Below are 17294 nucleotides of genomic sequence, written 5' to 3'. Positions count from 1 at the left end.
ATGCTCGTAAAGGGGCCAACCCCCAAAGCACCAAGCCCCTTCCCCCTTTTCGTCCCTGCCCCTGGTCTCCTGCCCCCCCCCCCCCCCCCCCACCGGTGTATCCCCCGCCGGTCCGATCGGCCGGCGCGTCCGTTGATCGTTTCCGCCGCCGCCGAAACGCACAGCCGTCGTACGCCGCATCGTCAAGAGAGCTTCCGAACCCCGCACATCGTCACCGTCGCCGGCTCCGGGTCCGGCGTGCTCAGGGACGCACCCTCCTGACCGCGGCCGGCATAACGCACAGCGGCGGGGAGAGCGAAGTCGATGAGATACGGCGTCCTGGGCCCGTTGCCCGTGTGCCCCGGTGGGCACTCCGTACGAACCTGCGGAGCACGGGAACCGTGGCAGGGCCACCGGCGTCTGCAGCTGATCGTGCTTCCGCTCAGTCGGCGAGCTCGCGGGACTCGCTGGCCTCGAACACCACCAGCTCGGTCAGGCGGACGCGCAGCCGCTCGCGCAGTTGCTCGGGCGCGGTCTCGTTGCCGCAGCAGCGGGCGACCAGCGCCTTCACCTCCTGCTCGATGCCGTACTCGCGCAGGCACGGCCCGCACTCGTCCAGGTGGTGCCGGATCAGCCTGCGGCGCTCCTCGGCGCACTCCAGGTCGAGGTAGAGGTAGACCTCCGCGAGCACCTCGCGGCAGTCCGTCTCGTGCGGCTCCCCACAGCTCATGGTCACACCTCCCGGCCGGCGGCGGCGGTCGAACCCTTCGACGGCGCGGAGCTGAAGCCCCGCTCCGCCGCGTACTGCTCGAGCAGCTTCCGCAGATTACGTCGACCACGGTGCAGCCGGGACATCACGGTGCCGATCGGCGTGCCCATGATGTCGGCGACCTCCTTGTAGGAGAAGCCCTCGACGTCGGTCAGGTAGACCGCCAGCCGGAACTCCTCCGGCAACTGCTGGAGGGCCTCCTTGACGTCGCTGTCCGGCAGCCGGTCCAGCGCCTCGGTCTCCGCCGAGCGCAGCCCGCTGGAGGTGTGCGACTCGGCCTCGGCGAGCTGCCAGTCGGTGATCTCGTCCGTGGGTGCCTGGACGGGCTGGCGCTGCCGCTTCCGGTAGGAGTTGATGTAGGTGTTGGTCAGGATCCGGTAGAGCCAGGCTTTCAGGTTCGTGCCCTGCTCGAACTGGTGGAAGGCCGCGTACGCCTTCAGGTACGTCTCCTGGACCAGGTCCTCCGCGTCCGCCGGGTTACGCGTCATCCGCAGCCCGGCAGCGTAGAGCTGATCGACGAAGGGCATCGCGTCCCGCTCGAAGCGGGCCCTGCGCTCGTCCGTCTTCTCGGTGGTCAACCGCACATCCCCTCGCGTCGGATGCTTTCCCGCCGAGGATACGCGTACCCGACTGCCGGCAGATTCACTTCCGGACTGTGTGCTGGTGCTCACGGCCGACGCCACGGCGGGCCACTCCGGCGCGTCGAGCAGCTGCCTCAGCTGCCGCGCGTCCCGTTCGTCCCGCTCCCGGCTCCGTGTCTCGGTCGGCACCGGTCACCCCCCTCGGCTGGAAATGTCGTCCGGGAGTAGTAACGCGCTTCGCGGTCCGCCACATTCCGCCGCCGGCCCGCCGTTCCTGGTCCCGGCCTCGGCCGCGACCGACGCTGGGACCAGGAAGGGCCTGGGAGGATGGCCCCGGACGCCCGAACCGGACGGCCGGCACCATCCGATGCAACGACCGGCCGCCGCCCACGGTCACGCTCCGCACCCTCGACAAGACCGACTTCCCAATGATCAACCTCGGGTTGCGGCAGGTGGGGGTATCAACGGCAGCCGATGACGCGGGTTACGGCAGGTCGAGTCGATCGAGTCCGACGCACGCGGGCCGGGCCCAGGCACGCGGGCCGGGCCCAGGCACGCGGGCCGGGCCCAGGCACGCGGGCCGGTGGAACGCGCCGCGCAGGGTGCGTCAGAGGGCGCGCAGGGTGCGTCAGGACGGGTGCGGGGTGCGTCAGGGCGGGGGCGGGGTGCGTCAGGCGGGGGCCCAGCCCCGGGCGCGCAGCCAGTCACGGATCACCGCGGCCGTGCCGGCCGGGTCACCGCGCAGGTCGTGCCGCTCCCCCGGGCGGGTCACCACCTCGACGTCCGGCCCGGGCTCGGGCACCCCGAACGGATCCCGGTCCCCGTTGACCACCAGGGTCGGCAGGTTGGTACGCAGCTCGTCGGCGCGGGAGCGCTCCGGCCGGCCCGGCGGGTGCAGCGGAAAGGCGAGCGCGACGACGCCCGCGGCCCCGACCGCCCGGGCGGTGCGGCAGGCGACGCGGGCACCGCTGGACCGGCCGCCGACCACCCAGCGGGCGACGTCGGGGTGCCGCTCCCGGAGCGCGGCCAGCACGGCCGTCCACGCCTCGTCGAGGTGCCCGGCGGGCGCGGGCGCACGCCGGCCGGCGACCCGGTACGGCTGGGTCACCCGGACCACGCCCACCCCGGCGGCGACCATCGCGTCCCGGACCGCGACCAGGTCCGGGGCGGTCACGTCACCGCCCGCCCCGTGGCCGAGCACGAGCAGGGTGGCGTACCGGTTCTCCGGCAGGTCGGTGTCGACCCGGGCCGGCCCGCGGGGTGTGGAGATCTCGTCGGTCTGCCGCACCGGCCCATTCTGCGTCCGGTGCGACCACCGGACAGCCGCCGGGCCGGAAAAGCTGTCGCCCGCACCCGGAAAAGGGTGCGGGCGACGGCACGGAATTCAGCTCAACGGCACCAGTGTGAGCAGCCGGTCACGGACCGGCGGACCGGCCTCGTCGACGGCGTCCGGATCCGGTTGCACCTCGCTGCGCCAGGCGACGAGCATCGCCCGCCGTTCGCGCGGCGTAGTGCCGCCCCAGACGCCGTGGCAGTCCCCCACCTCCAGCGCCCAGGCCAGACAGGATCCCTGGACGTCACAACTGCGACAGAGCGCGACGGCCGCGTCGGCCGGCTCGTTGGGTGCCGGAAAGAACGTCTCCGGATCCACGCTCTGGCAGGTTCCTCTGGTCCGCCACGCCTCGTCCTGTCGCCGCTCCCGCAACGCCCGCAGCAGTCGCGGGTCTCGTCGTGCGGCGGCCACCTCGTGCGGGCGGGGCATACGTGCCCGTGTCAATACACCCACCTCCCCCGTGGGACCGGCTATGATCATGAGAGATCGATGGGTGTCATCCGCCCCGTGCGAACAGACGCCCAACGCCAGCGCTGTGTTCTATCGCACTCCCGGACGCGGGGACAAGACTCTGCGGCAAACATGGCAAAAATGCCGGGCGACGATCCGTGCCCAACCCCGGCAAATCAGCACACGACAATGTGCTGACAGTGATCAGAACAGCGTCATTTCCGAGACGGCCTCCCGATGGGACGGCACCACCCGGGCGGTGAGCCCGGGACCGTCGTTGCGGACGTCCCCGACCGCCGGGGAGACCGGGCGGATCTCCAGCCCGGCGAGCCAATCCGGCGCCGGCGGGACGAGCAGCGCGGCCGGCTCGTCGGCCGGCCCGAGCCAGGACGCCCAGCGTTCCGGCGGCAGCAGCAGCGGCATCCGGTCGTGCACCTCGGCCAGTTCGCCCACCGCCGCCGTGGTCAGCACGCTGAAGGTCAGCAGCTCGTCGTCCGCGGAACCCCACACCGACCAGATGCCGGCGAAGGCGAGCACCGACCCGTCGCGCGGGGTCATGTAGTAGGGCTGCCGCCCGCCGCCCGGCTCGCGAACCCACTCGTACCAGCCGTCGGCGGGGACCAGGCAGCGGCGGCGGGCGAAGGACGGGGCGTACGCCCGGCTCGTGGCGACGGTCTCCGCCCGCGCGTTGATCATGCGGGCCGCGCCGGTGGCGCTCCGCGACCAGTGCGGCACCAGGCCCCAGCGGCCGACCGAGAGCGCCCGGTGTCCCTCGGGGGCCAACCGGACCAGCGGCACCGGATCGGTCGGGGCGACGTTGAAGTCCGGGCCGACCGTGCCGCCGCTCTCGTCGTACGACTCGAACAGCGCGCTCAGGTCGCCCGCGCTCCGACTCGTCGCGTACCTCCCGCACATGGCGCACACGCTAACGCGCCGCCGCCCTTCCGGCTGTCCCGCCAGCCGGGAGCTGCAACGACGGGCGGTTCCCCCGCCCGCGCGAATTGGCACAATGTAAGCGTGGGGAATCTGACCGCGACGCGTCCGCCACAGCCGTGGACCGCGCCGACCGCCACCGACCCGGTGGGCATCACACTCCGCCTGCCCGGTTCCAAGTCGATGACCGCCCGGGCCCTGGTGCTCAGTGCGCTGGCCAGCGGGCCGTCCACGCTCGCCCGGCCGCTGCGCGCCCGGGACACCGAGCTGATGGCCGGCGGGCTGCGTGAGCTGGGCGCGCACGTGTCGGTCTCCGACGACGAGCGCTGGCTGGTCCGGCCGCACCGGCTGGTCGGCCCGGCCCATGTCGACGTCGGCCTCGCCGGCACGGTGATGCGCTTCCTGCCGCCGGTGGCCGGCCTCGCTGAGGGTCGGGTCACCTTCGACGGCGACCCGCAGGCCCGGATCCGCCCGCTCGGCCCGCTGATCGAGGCCTTGCGCTCGCTCGGCGTACGGATCGACACGCCGGAGACCGGCAGCCTGCCCCTGGCCGTCCTCGGCACCGGCCGGGTCACCGGCGGTGAGGTGGTCATCGACGCCTCCGCCTCCAGCCAGCTCGTCTCCGGCCTGCTGCTGGCCGCGCCCCGCTTCGACCGGGGCGTGGTGGTCCGGCACGAGGGGCCGCCGGTGCCCTCCGCGCCGCACCTGCGGATGACGGTGCAGATGCTGCGGGCGGCCGGAGCCGCGGTCGACGACACCACGCCCGACGTCTGGGCCGTCGAGCCCGGCCCGCTCACCGGGCGCGGCTGGGAGATCGAGCCGGACCTGTCCGGGGCGGTGCCGTTTTTCGCCGCCGCGCTGGTGACCGGCGGCGAGGTGACCCTGCAGGGCTGGCCGCGCAGCAGCATGCAGCCGGTCGAGCAGCTCCGCGCCCTGCTGACCCGGATGGGTGGCGAGGTGACGTTGGGCACGGCCGGGCTGACCGTACGCGGCACCGGCAGGGTGCACGGGCTGGACGCCGACCTGTCCGACGTGAGCGAGCTGACCCCGGCGCTGACCGCGCTGGCGATGCTCGCCGACTCGCCGTCCCGGCTCACCGGGATCGGGCACATCCGGGGGCACGAGACCGACCGCATCGCCGCCCTGGCCAAGGAGTTCACCGCGCTGGGCGCGGACATCACCGAGTCCGCCGACGGGCTGGAGATCCGGCCCCGTCCGCTGCGCGGCGGGACCTTCCGCACGTACGCCGACCACCGGATGGCGCACGCCGCGGCGGTGGCCGGTCTGGCCGTCCCCGGCATCGAGGTGGACGACGTGACGTGCACCTCGAAGACCATGCCGGAGTTCCCGGCACTATGGTCGGGGATGGTGACCGGCAAGAACTGACGCGACGGGGGAATGTCCTGGCGACCAGACGGCGAGAGTACGACGAGGACGACGTCCGGGTCCGGCCCGGGAAGCCGTCGCGCCCGCGTACCCGGACCCGACCCCGGCACGAGAACGCCGTCGACGGGTTCGTGATCGCCGTCGACCGGGGCCGCTACACCTGTGTGCTCCCCGACGCCGGTCCGGACGCCCCGACCGTCACCGCGATGCGCGCCCGGGAGCTGGGCCGCAAATCCGTGGTGGTCGGCGACCGGGTCGGATTGGTGGGCGACACGTCGGGCAGCCCCGGCGCGCTGGCCCGGATCGTCCGGATCGCCGAGCGCAGCTCGGTGCTGCGGCGGACCGCCGAGGACGACGCGACCACCGCCGAGGGGCGGCTGGAGCGGGTGGTGGTCGCCAACGCCGACCAACTGGTGATCGTCAGCGCGCTGGCCGACCCGCCGCCCCGGACCGGGTTCATCGACCGCTGCCTGGTGGCCGCGTACGACGCGGACATCGAGCCGCTGCTCTGCCTGACCAAGGCCGACCTGGCCGGCCCGGAGGCGGTTCTCGACTACTACACCGAGCTGGAGCTGCCGTACGTGCTGATCCGGCCGGACTCGCCGCTGGACGCGCTGCGCGCGCTGCTGGCCGGGCGGGTGTCGGTGCTGGTCGGCCACTCCGGGGTGGGCAAGTCGACGCTGGTCAACCGGCTCGTGCCGGAGGCGGACCGGGCGGTCGGCGCGGTCAGCGCGATCGGCCGGGGTCGGCACACCTCGACCAGCGCGGTGGCGCTGCGGCTGCCGCCGTTTCCCTCCGGCGACTCCGGCCCGGCGCCGCGCGGCGACCTGGCGCCGCCGGACTCCGACGGCGACCGTCGACAGCCCCGGCTCGGCGGGTCCGGCACCGCACGGCAGTCGGGAGCCACCGGCTGGATCATCGACACTCCGGGGGTGCGCAGCTTCGGGCTGGCGCACGTCTCGGCGGAGAGCCTGCTCCACGGCTTCCCGGATCTGGTGGAGGGGACCGTGGACTGCCCGGCTAACTGCCAGCACACCGCCGACGAGGCGGACTGCGCGCTGGACGCCTGGGTGGCCGGCGGCAAGGCCGACCCGCGCCGGCTGGCGTCGTACCGTCGGCTGCTGGCCTCCCGCAGCGGCGAGGGTGACCTCCGGGACGTCGAGCGGAACCCCCGCGAGCGCGAGGAGTGAGCTCGCGGGCCCCGCGGGCGCGAGCGGAGACCGGCCTGGTCGATCCGCCGGCCGGTTCCTGATGGGCGGACGCCGGGGCACCCGCGCCGCGGTCCCGGTGGCGATCTCGCTACGGTTCCGACCATGACCGGGTACGCCGACGACCTCGCCCTCGCCCACCGGCTGGCCGACACCGCCGACGCCATCTCCACGGCCCGATTCCGCGCCCTCGACCTGCGGGTCGAGTCGAAGCCGGACCTGACCCCGGTCTCCGACGCGGACACCGCCGTGGAGCGGGAGATCCGCGCCGTGCTGGCCGTTCACCGCCCCGGCGACGGCCTGCTCGGCGAGGAGTACGGCGAGCAGCCCGCGGCCGGCCCGGACGGGCGGCGTTGGGTGGTCGACCCGATCGACGGCACGAAGAACTTCGTCCGGGGTGTCCCGGTCTGGGCGACCCTGGTCGCCCTGCTCGAGGGGGACCGTCCGGTCCTCGGTCTGGTCTCCGCCCCGGCGCTGGGCCGGCGCTGGTGGGCCGCGGCCGGCGCGGGCGCGTACGCCGGCCCCGACCTGGCCTCGGGCGCGCCGATCCGGGTCTCCGGGGTGACCGACCTGGCCGATGCCAGCTTCTGCTACTCGTCGCTGACCGGCTGGGAGCGGGCGGGCCGGCTGGAGGCGGTCCTGCAGATCATGCGGGACACCTGGCGCAGCCGGGCGTACGGCGACTTCTACGGCTACATGCTGCTGGCCGAGGGGGCACTGGACGTGATGGTGGAGCCGGAGCTGTCGCTCTGGGACATCGCCGCCCTGGTCCCGATCGTCACCGAGGCGGGCGGCACGTTCAGCGACCTGTCCGGGCGGCCGGCGCCGGCCGGGGGCGAGAACAGCGCGATCGCCACCAACGGCGCACTGCACGACGACATCCTGGCCCGGCTCGGCCGGCCGGCCGAGCACTGAGCCGCCGACAGCCACTATCCTCGCCAGGTGGTGTCCTCCGGCTGGTGCTTCCTCGCGGCGATGATCGTCGCGTACGGCTTCGCCAACCTGCTCCAGTCGGTCGCGGCGGCACGAACCACCGTGCATCACACCTTCGACCCGGGGCTGCTGCTCCGGCTGGCCGGCCACCGCACCTACCTGGTCGGGCTGGTGTGCCAGGTCACCGGCTTCGTCCTGGCCTTCCTGGCCCGACGTGACCTGCCGTTGTTCCTGGTCCAGGCCAGCGTGGCGGCCGGGCTCGGGGTGACCGCGGTGCTCGGGGTGGTGGTGCTCAAGTGGCGCCTGCCGGCCGCCGAGATCGCCCTGCTGGTGCTGCTCTTCGGGGGGATCACCGCGCTGGTGCTGGCCGCCCAGCCGGCACCGTCCCGGCAGCTCGGCCCGGCCGGGCTGTTCGGCCTGGCCGGCGCGGTGGCGGTGATCTCCGTCCTCGGGTTCTTCGCCGCCCGGTTACGCGGCGCGCCGGGCTCGGTGGTGCTCGGCTCGCTGGCCGGGATGGCGTTCTCCGCCGCCGCGGTGGCCGCCCGCCCGCTCGCCTCGGCCGACACGGCGGAGGCGTTCGTCCGGGACCCGCTGCTCTACCTGCTGGTCGTGCACTCCGTGATCGGGCAGCTGCTGCTCGGGCTGGCGATGCAGCGCGGCTCCACCACGGCGGCGGTGGCCGCGATGGACGCCGCCGGGGCGGTGCCCGCGGCGATCATCGGCCTGGCGTTGCTCAACGACCGGATCTGGCCGGGCCGGGAATGGCTGGCCGGGGTCGGCTTCCTGGCCACACTGGTGTCGGTGGTCGGTTTGACCCGGTACGCGGAGCCGCAGCACCACCACGCGGTGGCCCGGGAGCGGGAACGCCCGATGATCGCGGCCGGGGCGGCCATCCGGGCCCGCCGCTGACGCCGGCGTCAGGCCGCCTCGACCGGCCCGCGCTGCTCGGCGGTGACCTCGACGGGCTGGCGCGCCTCGACCGGCTCGACCGGTTCGGCCGGCCTGCGGCGGCCGATCACCCGCTCGTAGAGGCGCTCCAGCGCCCCGGCCGTCCGCTCCCAGGTGTAGCTGCACCGGACCCGGTCGACCGCCGCGTGCCCGTATGCGAACCGCCCGGCGTTGTCGGCGAGCAGCCGGCGCAGGGCGACCCCGAGGGCGCGGACGTCGCCGGGCGGGACCAGCTTGCCGGTCACCTCGTCGACCACCGCGTCGGCGATGCCACCCATCGCGTAGCCGACCACCGGCACGCCGCAGGCCATCGCCTCCAGCGACACCCGGCCGGCGGAGGAGTAGCGCGGGGTGCAGGCGACCACGTCGGCGGAGCGGTACCAGGTGGCCATCTGGTCGTGTGGCACCGCGCCGACCAGCTTCACCTGCTCGGCCACCCCGGTCGCCTCGGCCAGCTCGCGCAGCCGGCGGGCCTCGGCGTGGCCGGCGAGCTGCGCGGCGGGCGGACCGCCGGCGATCACCAGCTCGGCGTCGCCGACCAGGCGCATCGCCTGGATCAGGTCGTCCTGACCGTGCCCGGGCGCCAGCCCGCCGACGGAGAGGATCCGGGCGCGCTGGTCCCGGGGCGCGGCCTCGCCGTCCGGGTGGAACTGCGCGGTGTCCACGCCGGTCGGCACCATCGCCACCGAGGTGCGTTGCAACCCCATCCGGGTCAGCTCGTCGACCTCGTCGTTGCTCTGGGCGACCGCGATGTCGACCGCCCGGGTCAGCGCACGTTCCAGCGGGATCCGCTCCCCCGGTCCGTAGTACCGCCGGCCGAGGTGGCGCAGCTGCTCGACGCCGAGCGAGTGGAAGGTCTGCACGACCGGAATGTCGGTCTCGCGCACCGCGTGGGCGGCGGCGAGGCCGCCGGGCCAGTAGTGCCCGTGCACCACCTCCGGCGACCAGTGGCCGGACCAGCGCCGCGCCAGCCAGCCGCCGAACTCGGCCACGTAGGGCACCAGCTCGGCGGTTGGCAGCGGGGCGGGCGGACCGACCGGCACCCGTTCCAGCCGGAAGCCGTCCACCTCGGTGTCGTCCGGCTGGCCCGGTTCGTCGCGCCGCTCGTAGACCCGGACGTCGTGACCGCGTGCGGCGAGTTCGGCCGCGACCCGTGCGATGTGCTGGTGTGTGCCGACGGCGGGACCGTCGACGGACGGTCCGGCGTGCGCGCACACAAGGCCGACGCGCATGGTGCACCTCCATGCGTCCTGTTCAGCGGTGGGTCCTCGGTCAGAGGGTCCCATTAACCCGGCCCGGGTGCGCCGAAACCTGGCAGATCGCGATCGGATCGCGGGACCGGCGCCGGGTGGGTCGCCCGCACTTGCCGTCGCTTCGCGCTCCCTGCCCGGATCCGTCCCGGGGCCCGGCGTGATCCGGGCTACCCCGGCGGCATGACCGCCCCGGACCGGGGGTACGGGCCAGAGATGCCTCTCACCCGTGCCCTCGACGACGCCACCGTCGTGATCACCGGCGCCTCCAGCGGAATCGGCGCGGCCACCGCGTACGCGCTGGCCCGCCGGAGGGCCGACGTGGTGCTGGCAGCCCGCTCCGAGGAGGCGCTGCGCCGGGTCGCCGGACGCTGCCGGGAACTGGGCGGGCGCGCGCTGCCGGTGCCCACCGACGTGACCGACCCGGCGGCGGTGCGGCGGCTCGCGGCGCAGGCGGCGGCGGAGTTCGGGCGGATCGACGCCTGGATCAACAACGCCGCGGTGAGCGCGGTCGGGCTCTTCGACGAGATCCCGGTCGAGGAGTTCCGCCGGGTGGTGTCGGTGAACCTGCTCGGCGCCGTGTACGGGACGAAGGCGGCGCTGCCCTGGCTCGACGCGGCCGGCGGCGGGGTCCTGGTCAACAACGCCTCGGTGCTCGCCGAGGCGGCCATGCCCTACCAGTCGGCGTACAACGCCGCCAAGCACGGCATCCGCGGGCTGGCCGACACGGTCCGGCAGGAGCTTCGGGTCACCGGGCGGGGCAACATCTCCATCTGCACGGTGCTGCCGGCCACCATCGACACCCCGTTCTTCCGGCACGCCGCCAACCACAGCGGGCACGAACTGACCCCGCCCCCGCCGGTCTACCCGCCGGAGGTGGTCGCCGAGACGATCGTCCGGCTGCTGCGCCGGCCCCGGCGCGAGGCGTACGCCGGGGGCACCGCCCGCCTGTTCGGGCTCCAGTGGCGGCTCGCCCCGGCGCTGGCCGAGCGGGCGCTCGGCTGGTACACCGCCCGCACCCAGTTCGGCCCCGGCGTGGCCCTGCACAGCACCGGGAACCTGTTCCGGCCCGACGCGGAGGCCGAGTGCTCCGGCGGCTGGCACGGTCGGCGCCGGCAACTGGTCCGGATGACGGCGGCCTTCGGGCTGGCTGCGGCGGGCACCGCCGTCGGCACCCTGGCCGCGATGAACCGGCGAGCACGGACGGAGCGCTGATGAACGCCGCCGACCGGCCGGATGCGCGACCTGCTCCCGGCATGCACAATGGGACGATCATGCCGACGGACGTGCGATGCCTGGTGGAGGCGGACGAATCGTCCGCGATCGTCCGACTGACCGGGGTGCTCGACCCGGCCGGGACGGCCGCCGTCCGCGATGCCCTGCTGGTGCGGCTCTGGCAGCGGCCCGGCCCGGTGATCGTCGACCTGTCCGCGGTCCGGATCGACAGCCCGGACGCCCGAGCCGTCGTCGACGAGGTGCACCGCGCGGTGACCGACTGGCCTGCCGCCGGTCTGCTCGTGCTCGACCCGGCGGTGGCGCCCGGCGCCGCCGCCCCGGTCTACCCGTCCCTGGACGAGGCGCAGGCCGCGCTGGCCGGCGCGCCGCTGGCGGCCGTCCTGAACGCCGACCTGCCGCCGGTCGTGGCGGCGGCCCGCGAGGCCCGGGCGCTGGTGACCGACGGCTGCGCCCGGTGGGGCGTGCCGGACCTGGCCGAGCCGGCGTGCATCGCGGTCACCGAGATGGTCAACAACGTGGTCGCGCACGCTGGCACGCCGATGACCCTCCGGGTCGCGCCCGTCGACGACGCGCTGCACGTGGCGGTCCGCGACCACTCCACCCGGCGGCCCGCGTACGTCGGGCTGGCCCCGCTGAACTCCGCCGGGGGTCGGGGGCTGCTGCTCATCGACACGGTGGCCCGGCGCTGGGGCAGCACGCCGCTGCCCGACGGCAAGGTGGTCTGGTGCCTCCTGCACGCCGAGGACGAGGCGGCGACCCGCAGCTGACCGGCCCCTTTTGGCCGCTTTCCTCCCGATCCACCCCGCCGGACGCGGTTAGTGCGCCGAGCCCAGTGGGTAGTGACCACCCATGCGCGACGACGACTACCCCACCCCCGTGTCCGACCCGGAGGCGGAAGGTCTGCCCGACATCGCCGACGACGACTCGACCGCCGGCGACGACGTCCTGACCGGGCGCGAGGCAGACGGCCCCGAGCCGGCGCAGCTGCCCGGCGACCGCACCCCGGTGGCCGTGGACCGGTACGGGACCACCGCCGAGGAGCAGCTCGACGGCGAGTCGCTGGACTACAAGCTCCAGCGCGAGCAGTACGAGCGTCCCGCCGACGACCCCCTGGCGGGCCCCGTCGACCCGGACATCGCCGCCGAGGCGGACAGCGAGGAGGCCGCCGCGCAGGCCCAGCTCGACGCCGACGTGATCGACGCCGGCCCGACCTCGGACCCGCACTCCCCGGTCTCCGTCTACGACCACGGTCAGCTCGGCGCCGTCGCCGACCATCAGGTGGGCCGGCTGGTCGAGCCGGACGAGGGCGCGCACACCGACCAGGAGACCGACAACGTCGCATACGACGCCGGCTCGTCCGGTGGCGGGGCGACCGCCGAGGAGCTGGCCGTCCACGAGACCCGCCCCCCGGAGTCGCACTGACCGCTCAGCCGTCCAGGCCCCGCTCGATGGCGTAGCGGGTCAGCTCGACCCGGTTGTGGAGCTGGAGCTTGCCGAGGGTGTTCTGCACGTGGTTCTGCACCGTCCGGTGGGAGAGCCCGAGCCGCTCGGCGATCTGCTTGTAGGACAGGCCCTTGGCCACCAGACGCAGCACCTCGGTCTCCCGTTCGGTGAGCCGGGGTGTCTCGTCGTCCGGGGCGGCCGGCCCGGACGCCAGCCGCCGGTACTCCCCGAGGACCAGCCCGGCCAGGCCGGGCGTGAAGACCGGCTCGCCGGCCGCGGTGCGGCGCACCGCGGCCAGGAACTCGGCCGGCGCGGCCGACTTCACCAGGTAGCCGGTGGCACCGGCCTTCACCGCGTCCAGCACGCTCTGCGGCTCACCGCTGGCCGACAGCATCAGCACCCGGACCTGCGGCAGCGCCGCGCGCAGCCCGTGGATCACCTCGACGCCGGACACGTCGGGCAGTTGCAGGTCGAGCACCACCACGTCGGGACGGGCCGCCGGGGCCACCCGCACCGCCTGCCGGCCCTCCCCGCTGGTCGCCACCACCTCGTACCCGGCCTCGGCGAGGTCCCGGGCGACGCCCTCGCGCCACATCGGGTGGTCGTCGACCACCATCACCCGGATGCTCACCGCACGCTCCTCGGCACGCTCAGCTCGATCTCCGTGCCGACTCCCGGGGTGGAGGCGATGCGCACCTCGCCGCCCAGGTCGGCCACCCGACCCCGGATGGACTGGGCCACCCCGAGCCGGCCCTGCGCGGCGGCCTCGGCGAGCCGCCCCTCCGGGATTCCCGGCCCCTCGTCGCGTACCGAGACGGTCACCGTCTCCTCCTCGTCCTCGATCAGCACCCAGGCCCGGCCACCGCCGTGCCGGGCCACGTTGTCCAGCGCCGCCCCGACCGCGGCGGCCAGCTCCCCAGCCACCCGGCCGGGCAGCGGCACCGGGGTGGCCGGCGCGGCGACCTCGACCGTCGCCGAGGCGTACCGGTCGAGCAGGTCGCGCAGGTCCTGGGCGTCCCCCTCGTCGGCCGGCGGGGCGCCCGCGCGGCCGATCAGGGCGCGCAGCGCGGCCTCCTGCTCGCCGGCCAGCCGGGCCAGCTCGCCCGCCTCCCCGCCCAGCCGCGCACCGCGCCGCTGCACCAGCGCGAGCACCTGGAGCACCGAGTCGTGGATGTCCCGGGCCAGCCGCTCCCGCTCGCGGGTGGCCGCCTCCAGCTCCACCGCCCGCTGCAGCCGCTCCTCCGCGCTGACCGCGAGCCGGGCGACGTGCCCGACCACCAGCCCGGCGAGCAGCATCAGGATCACGCCGGTGAGCGAGGACTGGCTGACCCGCTCCCGGGTGGCCAGGTCGACCCCGCCGAGGATCACGGCGGCGACCGCGCCCCAACGCCGGCCGCCGGAGACCGCCCAGGCCAGCACCGGACCGGCCAGCCAGGCGACGGTCAGGGTGGGCACATTGGCGGCGAGCGCCGCGCGGCCGATCACCCACGGGGTGGCCAGCATGACCGCCACCACCACGCCGAGGTCGGCCAGGAGCAGCGGCCAGCGCCGTCCCGACGGCCGCGCGTAGCCGGCCGCGGTCGCCCCGCTCCAGGCCAGCATCACCAGGAGTACGCCGCCGGCGGCGAGCGGGTGCGCGTACCGGTGGCCGTCGCGGAGGACTAGCACGCCCACGTACGCCAGCGAGGCGAAGCGGAACACCGCGATGGACCGCCAGAGCGGGACCTCCAGGCCACCCGGGGACGACGGCATGGCCGACACCATGCCACAGCCGGAGCCCCGCGGGGTGGTGGGTGCGGCTCGGGAAACCCTGACGTACGGTGGAAATGCCGCGAAAATCGTCGAGACCGATCGCCGGGACGGGGCCATGACGAACGCAGAACCCCCCGCACCGCGTACGGTTGTGCCCATCGAACCTTCCCTCCTCATCGCCGAGGCCTTCGACCAGGCCCAGGTGACCGAGTTACGGCACTCGGTCACCTCCTGCGCGCACGTCTCCGGGCTGAGCGGTCAGCGGCTGGACGACTTCGTGCTGGCGATCAACGAGCTGATCACCAACGCGGTGCGGCACGGTGGCGGCCAGGGCTGGTTGCGGCTCTGGCGGGAGGACGGCGAGCTGGTCTGCGAGGTCGCCGACCACGGCCACGGGATCAGCGCCCAGCGGCTCAGCGACCGCAACCGCCCCGCACCGGACAAGGCCGGTGGCTGGGGGCTGTGGCTGGCCCGGCAGCTGAGCGACACGATGGCGGTCGAGAGCGGCGAGGCGGGCACCGTCGTACGGATCACCGCCGAGGTGGCCGCCCGGCAGCACGCCATCCGCCCCGCCGACGGCTGACCGGCCCCGCCGGGCCGCCCGCGGGCTCAGCCGAAGAGGGCGCTCACCGACTCGCCGTTGTGGATCCGCCGCATCGCCTCGGCCAGCGCCGGCGCCACCGAGAGCACCTGCAGTTTCGGCACCCGCTTCTCCTCCGGGATCGGCACGGTGTTGGTGCAGACGATCTCCAGCACCCCGTCCTGCGCGCTGAGCCGCTCCAGCGCGCCGCCGGAGAAAAGGCCGTGGGTGCAGGCCAGCCGGATCGAGCGGACCTTCCGCTCGCGCAGGTGGCCGATCAGCTCGATCACCGTGCTGCCCTTGGCGATCTCGTCGTCCAGCACGATCACGTCGCGGTCGGCCACGTCGCCGATCACCGTGCTGATCTTGACGCGGTCGTCGCTGAACCGCTGCTTGGCGCCGGCCGCCACGGGGGTGCCGAGCATCCGGGCGAACGCGGCGGCCTCCTTGGCGTTGCCCAGGTCCGGCGAGACCACCACGGTGTTGCCGAGGTCGTGCCCCCGGAAGTGCGCGGCCAGCTCGCGCAGCGCGTGCAGGTGGTCCACCGGCACGCTGAAGAAGCCGTGCACCTGCGGCGAGTGCAGGGTCATGGCGAGCACCCGGTGCGCGCCGGCCGAGGTGAGCAGGTCGGCGACCAGCCGGCCGCCGATGGAGATACGCGGCGCGTCCTTCTTGTCCGACCGGGCGTACGCGTAGTGCGGCAGCACCACCGTGATCCGGCCGGCCGACGCGCCCCGGGCCGCGTCGATCATGAGCAGCAGCTCGACCAGGTGCTCCTGCACCGGGGGCACCAGCGGCTGGATCAGAAAGACGTCCCGCTCCCGGCAGTTCGCCTGCAACTGCACCTCCAGGCAGTCGTTGGCGAACCGGGACACCCGGACCGGGTGCAGCGGTACGTCGAGGTGGGCGCAGATCTCGGCGGCGAGGCCCGGGTGGGCGGTCCCGCTGAACACGGCAATGTCACGCACGCCTGTCGATCGTACGGGTCGCCCGGGGGGAGGCGGTGGACGCTTCCGGCGGGTACGGTGCTGCCGTGACCGGAGAGTTCGTCGCCGCCATCGATCAGGGCACCACGTCGTCGCGGTGCATCGTCTTCGACCGGGGCGGAGAGATCGTCTCCGTCGCCCAGCGCGAACACCGGCAGATCTTCCCGCAGCCCGGCTGGGTCGAGCACGACGCCGAGGAGATCTGGGCCAACGTGCAGCAGGTGGTGCTCGAGGCGCTCGCCGCCGCCGGCACCGGGCCGGACGGGCTGGCCGCCGTCGGCATCACCAACCAGCGGGAGACCACCGTGGTCTGGGACCGGGCGACCGGGAAGCCGGTCGCCCCCGCCGTCGTCTGGCAGGACACCCGCACCGGCCCGCTGCTGAGCGAGCTGGCCGAGGCGTACGGCGCGGAGCGGCTGCGCGCCCGCACCGGGCTGACCCTGGCCACCTACTTCGCCGGGCCGAAGCTGCGCTGGCTGCTCGACCACGTCGACGGGCTCCGCGAGCGGGCCGAGCGGGGCGAGGTGCTGTTCGGCACGATGGACAGCTGGCTGATCTGGAAACTGACCGGCCGGCACGTCACCGACGTGACCAACGCCAGCCGCACCATGCTGATGGACCTGAAGACCCTGGCCTGGGACCCGGAGCTGCTCGACGCGCTGCGGGTGCCGGCGGCGATGCTGCCGGAGATCCGCTCCTCGGCCGAGATCTACGGCACGGCCGACGGGGTGCTCGCCGGGGTGCCGGTGGCCAGCGCGCTCGGCGACCAGCAGGCCGCCCTCTTCGGACAGACCTGCTTCCAGCCCGGCGAGGCCAAGTGCACCTACGGCACCGGCAGCTTCCTGCTGCTCAACACCGGCGCCAGCCCGGTCGCCTCCGGGCACGGCCTGCTCACCACGGTCGCGTACCGGATCGACGGCCAGCCCGCGGTGTACGCGCTGGAGGGCGCCATCGCGGTCACCGGCTCGCTGGTGCAGTGGCTGCGCGACAACCTGGGCCTGATCTCCACCGCCCCGCAGGTCGAGGAGCTGGCCCGCACGGTCGAGGACAACGGCGGCTGCTACGTGGTGCCGGCCTTCTCCGGGCTGTTCGCGCCGCACTGGCGCAGCGACGCCCGGGGCGTGATCGCCGGGCTGACCGCCTACATCACCAAGGGGCACCTGGCCCGTGCGGCGCTGGAGGCGTCCGCCTGGCAGACCCGCGAGGTGGTCGACGCGATGAACGCCGACTCCGACGTGGCGCTGCGGCGGCTGCGGGTGGACGGCGGGATGACCGGCAACACGCTGCTCATGCAGTTCCTCGCCGACGTCCTCGACGTGCCGGTGGTCCGCTCCCGGATCACCGAGACCACCTGCCTCGGCGCCGCGTACGCGGCCGGCCTGGCGGTCGGCTTCTGGCCGGACCTGGCCACCCTGCGCGAGCAGTGGCGCTCGGACGCCCAGTGGGAGCCCACCATGGACTCGGCGCACCGGGAACGGGAGCTGCGCAACTGGCGCAAGGCCGTGCAGCGCACCCTGGACTGGGTCG

Annotated in this window: 17 protein-coding genes and 1 pseudogene; 9 read left to right on the top strand and 9 right to left on the bottom strand. The window is 74.5% G+C overall.

What is annotated here, in order from left to right:
• Positions 1–421: 421 nt before the first annotated feature.
• The 5 genes from rsrA to ACL02O_RS29625 form a co-directional block, all read right to left on the bottom strand.
• Positions 422–709: a mycothiol system anti-sigma-R factor gene (gene rsrA / locus ACL02O_RS29645; protein WP_412821474.1), complete on the bottom strand. Its 288-nt coding sequence runs from the start codon at positions 707–709 to the stop codon at positions 422–424.
• Between the two features lie 2 nt (positions 710–711).
• Positions 712–1518, bottom strand: a complete 807-nt coding sequence (locus ACL02O_RS29640) for a sigma-70 family RNA polymerase sigma factor (RefSeq protein WP_412821473.1) — start codon at positions 1516–1518, stop codon at positions 712–714.
• Positions 1519–1999: 481 nt separating this feature from the next.
• A complete protein-coding gene (locus ACL02O_RS29635) occupies positions 2000–2617 on the bottom strand; it encodes an alpha/beta hydrolase family protein (protein WP_412821472.1) in 618 nt (205 codons plus the stop codon).
• Positions 2618–2713: 96 nt separating this feature from the next.
• Positions 2714–3106 (bottom strand): WhiB family transcriptional regulator, encoded by a 393-nt coding sequence (locus tag ACL02O_RS29630; RefSeq protein WP_412821471.1) that lies wholly within the window; start codon positions 3104–3106, stop codon positions 2714–2716.
• 210 nt (positions 3107–3316) lie between these two features.
• The gene (locus ACL02O_RS29625; protein WP_412821470.1) at positions 3317–4027 is read right to left on the bottom strand and encodes an SOS response-associated peptidase; all 711 of its coding nucleotides are present in this window, start codon (positions 4025–4027) and stop codon (positions 3317–3319) included.
• Positions 4028–4129: 102 nt separating this feature from the next.
• On the opposite strand from ACL02O_RS29625, the gene aroA reads away from it, so the two are divergent.
• The 4 genes and pseudogenes from aroA to ACL02O_RS29605 all read left to right on the top strand — a co-directional run.
• The gene (gene aroA / locus ACL02O_RS29620) at positions 4130–5431 is read left to right on the top strand and encodes a 3-phosphoshikimate 1-carboxyvinyltransferase (protein WP_412821469.1); all 1302 of its coding nucleotides are present in this window, start codon (positions 4130–4132) and stop codon (positions 5429–5431) included.
• On the top strand, positions 5401–6621 hold the full coding sequence (gene rsgA, locus ACL02O_RS29615; protein ID WP_412821468.1) for a ribosome small subunit-dependent GTPase A: 1221 nt from the start codon (positions 5401–5403) through the stop codon (positions 6619–6621). The genes aroA and rsgA overlap by 31 nt, the downstream gene beginning before the upstream one ends.
• Before the next feature lie 123 nt (positions 6622–6744).
• Positions 6745–7554: a histidinol-phosphatase gene (gene hisN, locus ACL02O_RS29610; protein WP_412821467.1), complete on the top strand. Its 810-nt coding sequence runs from the start codon at positions 6745–6747 to the stop codon at positions 7552–7554.
• Between the two features lie 60 nt (positions 7555–7614).
• Positions 7615–8478, top strand: a pseudogene (locus ACL02O_RS29605) (hypothetical protein); the annotation flags it as partial.
• An 11-nt stretch (positions 8479–8489) separates the two neighbouring features.
• Here the strand turns inward: ACL02O_RS29605 and ACL02O_RS29600 are convergent.
• Positions 8490–9752 carry a glycosyltransferase gene (locus tag ACL02O_RS29600; protein WP_412821466.1) on the bottom strand — a complete coding sequence of 421 codons (1263 nt, stop codon included), beginning with the start codon at positions 9750–9752 and terminating at the stop codon, positions 8490–8492.
• Positions 9753–9986: 234 nt separating this feature from the next.
• On the opposite strand from ACL02O_RS29600, the gene ACL02O_RS29595 reads away from it, so the two are divergent.
• From ACL02O_RS29595 to ACL02O_RS29585, 3 genes are all read left to right on the top strand, one after another.
• A complete protein-coding gene (locus tag ACL02O_RS29595) occupies positions 9987–10985 on the top strand; it encodes an SDR family oxidoreductase (protein WP_412821465.1) in 999 nt (332 codons plus the stop codon).
• Positions 10986–11044: 59 nt separating this feature from the next.
• On the top strand, positions 11045–11773 hold the full coding sequence (locus ACL02O_RS29590; RefSeq protein WP_412821464.1) for an ATP-binding protein: 729 nt from the start codon (positions 11045–11047) through the stop codon (positions 11771–11773).
• Positions 11774–11855: 82 nt separating this feature from the next.
• Complete coding sequence (locus ACL02O_RS29585) at positions 11856–12428, top strand: DUF5709 domain-containing protein (protein WP_412821463.1); 573 nt, start codon at positions 11856–11858, stop codon at positions 12426–12428.
• A 4-nt stretch (positions 12429–12432) separates the two neighbouring features.
• Here ACL02O_RS29585 and ACL02O_RS29580 read toward each other — a convergent pair whose 3' ends face one another.
• Positions 12433–13065, bottom strand: coding sequence for a response regulator (locus ACL02O_RS29580; protein WP_412821475.1), 633 nt, complete (start codon positions 13063–13065; stop codon positions 12433–12435).
• Positions 13066–13076: 11 nt separating this feature from the next.
• Positions 13077–14201 (bottom strand): MacS family sensor histidine kinase, encoded by a 1125-nt coding sequence (gene macS, locus ACL02O_RS29575; RefSeq protein WP_412821462.1) that lies wholly within the window; start codon positions 14199–14201, stop codon positions 13077–13079.
• A gap of 115 nt (positions 14202–14316) precedes the next feature.
• Here macS and ACL02O_RS29570 point away from each other — a divergent pair, with 115 nt between their 5' ends.
• A complete protein-coding gene (locus ACL02O_RS29570) occupies positions 14317–14784 on the top strand; it encodes an ATP-binding protein (RefSeq protein ID WP_412821461.1) in 468 nt (155 codons plus the stop codon).
• A 26-nt stretch (positions 14785–14810) separates the two neighbouring features.
• Here the strand turns inward: ACL02O_RS29570 and ACL02O_RS29565 are convergent, their stop codons facing one another.
• Positions 14811–15749, bottom strand: coding sequence for a ribose-phosphate diphosphokinase (locus ACL02O_RS29565; protein WP_412821460.1), 939 nt, complete (start codon positions 15747–15749; stop codon positions 14811–14813).
• 65 nt (positions 15750–15814) lie between these two features.
• Here ACL02O_RS29565 and glpK point away from each other — a divergent pair.
• The coding region (gene glpK / locus ACL02O_RS29560; protein ID WP_412821459.1) for a glycerol kinase GlpK at positions 15815–17294 on the top strand (1480 nt) is incomplete at its 3' end.

The organism is Micromonospora mangrovicola (genome assembly GCF_047200535.1).
Taxonomy (GTDB): Bacteria; Actinomycetota; Actinomycetes; order Mycobacteriales; family Micromonosporaceae; genus Micromonospora.
The sequence above is the reverse complement of the archived record's forward strand: the minus strand, read 5'-3'. Positions and strand labels throughout refer to the sequence as shown.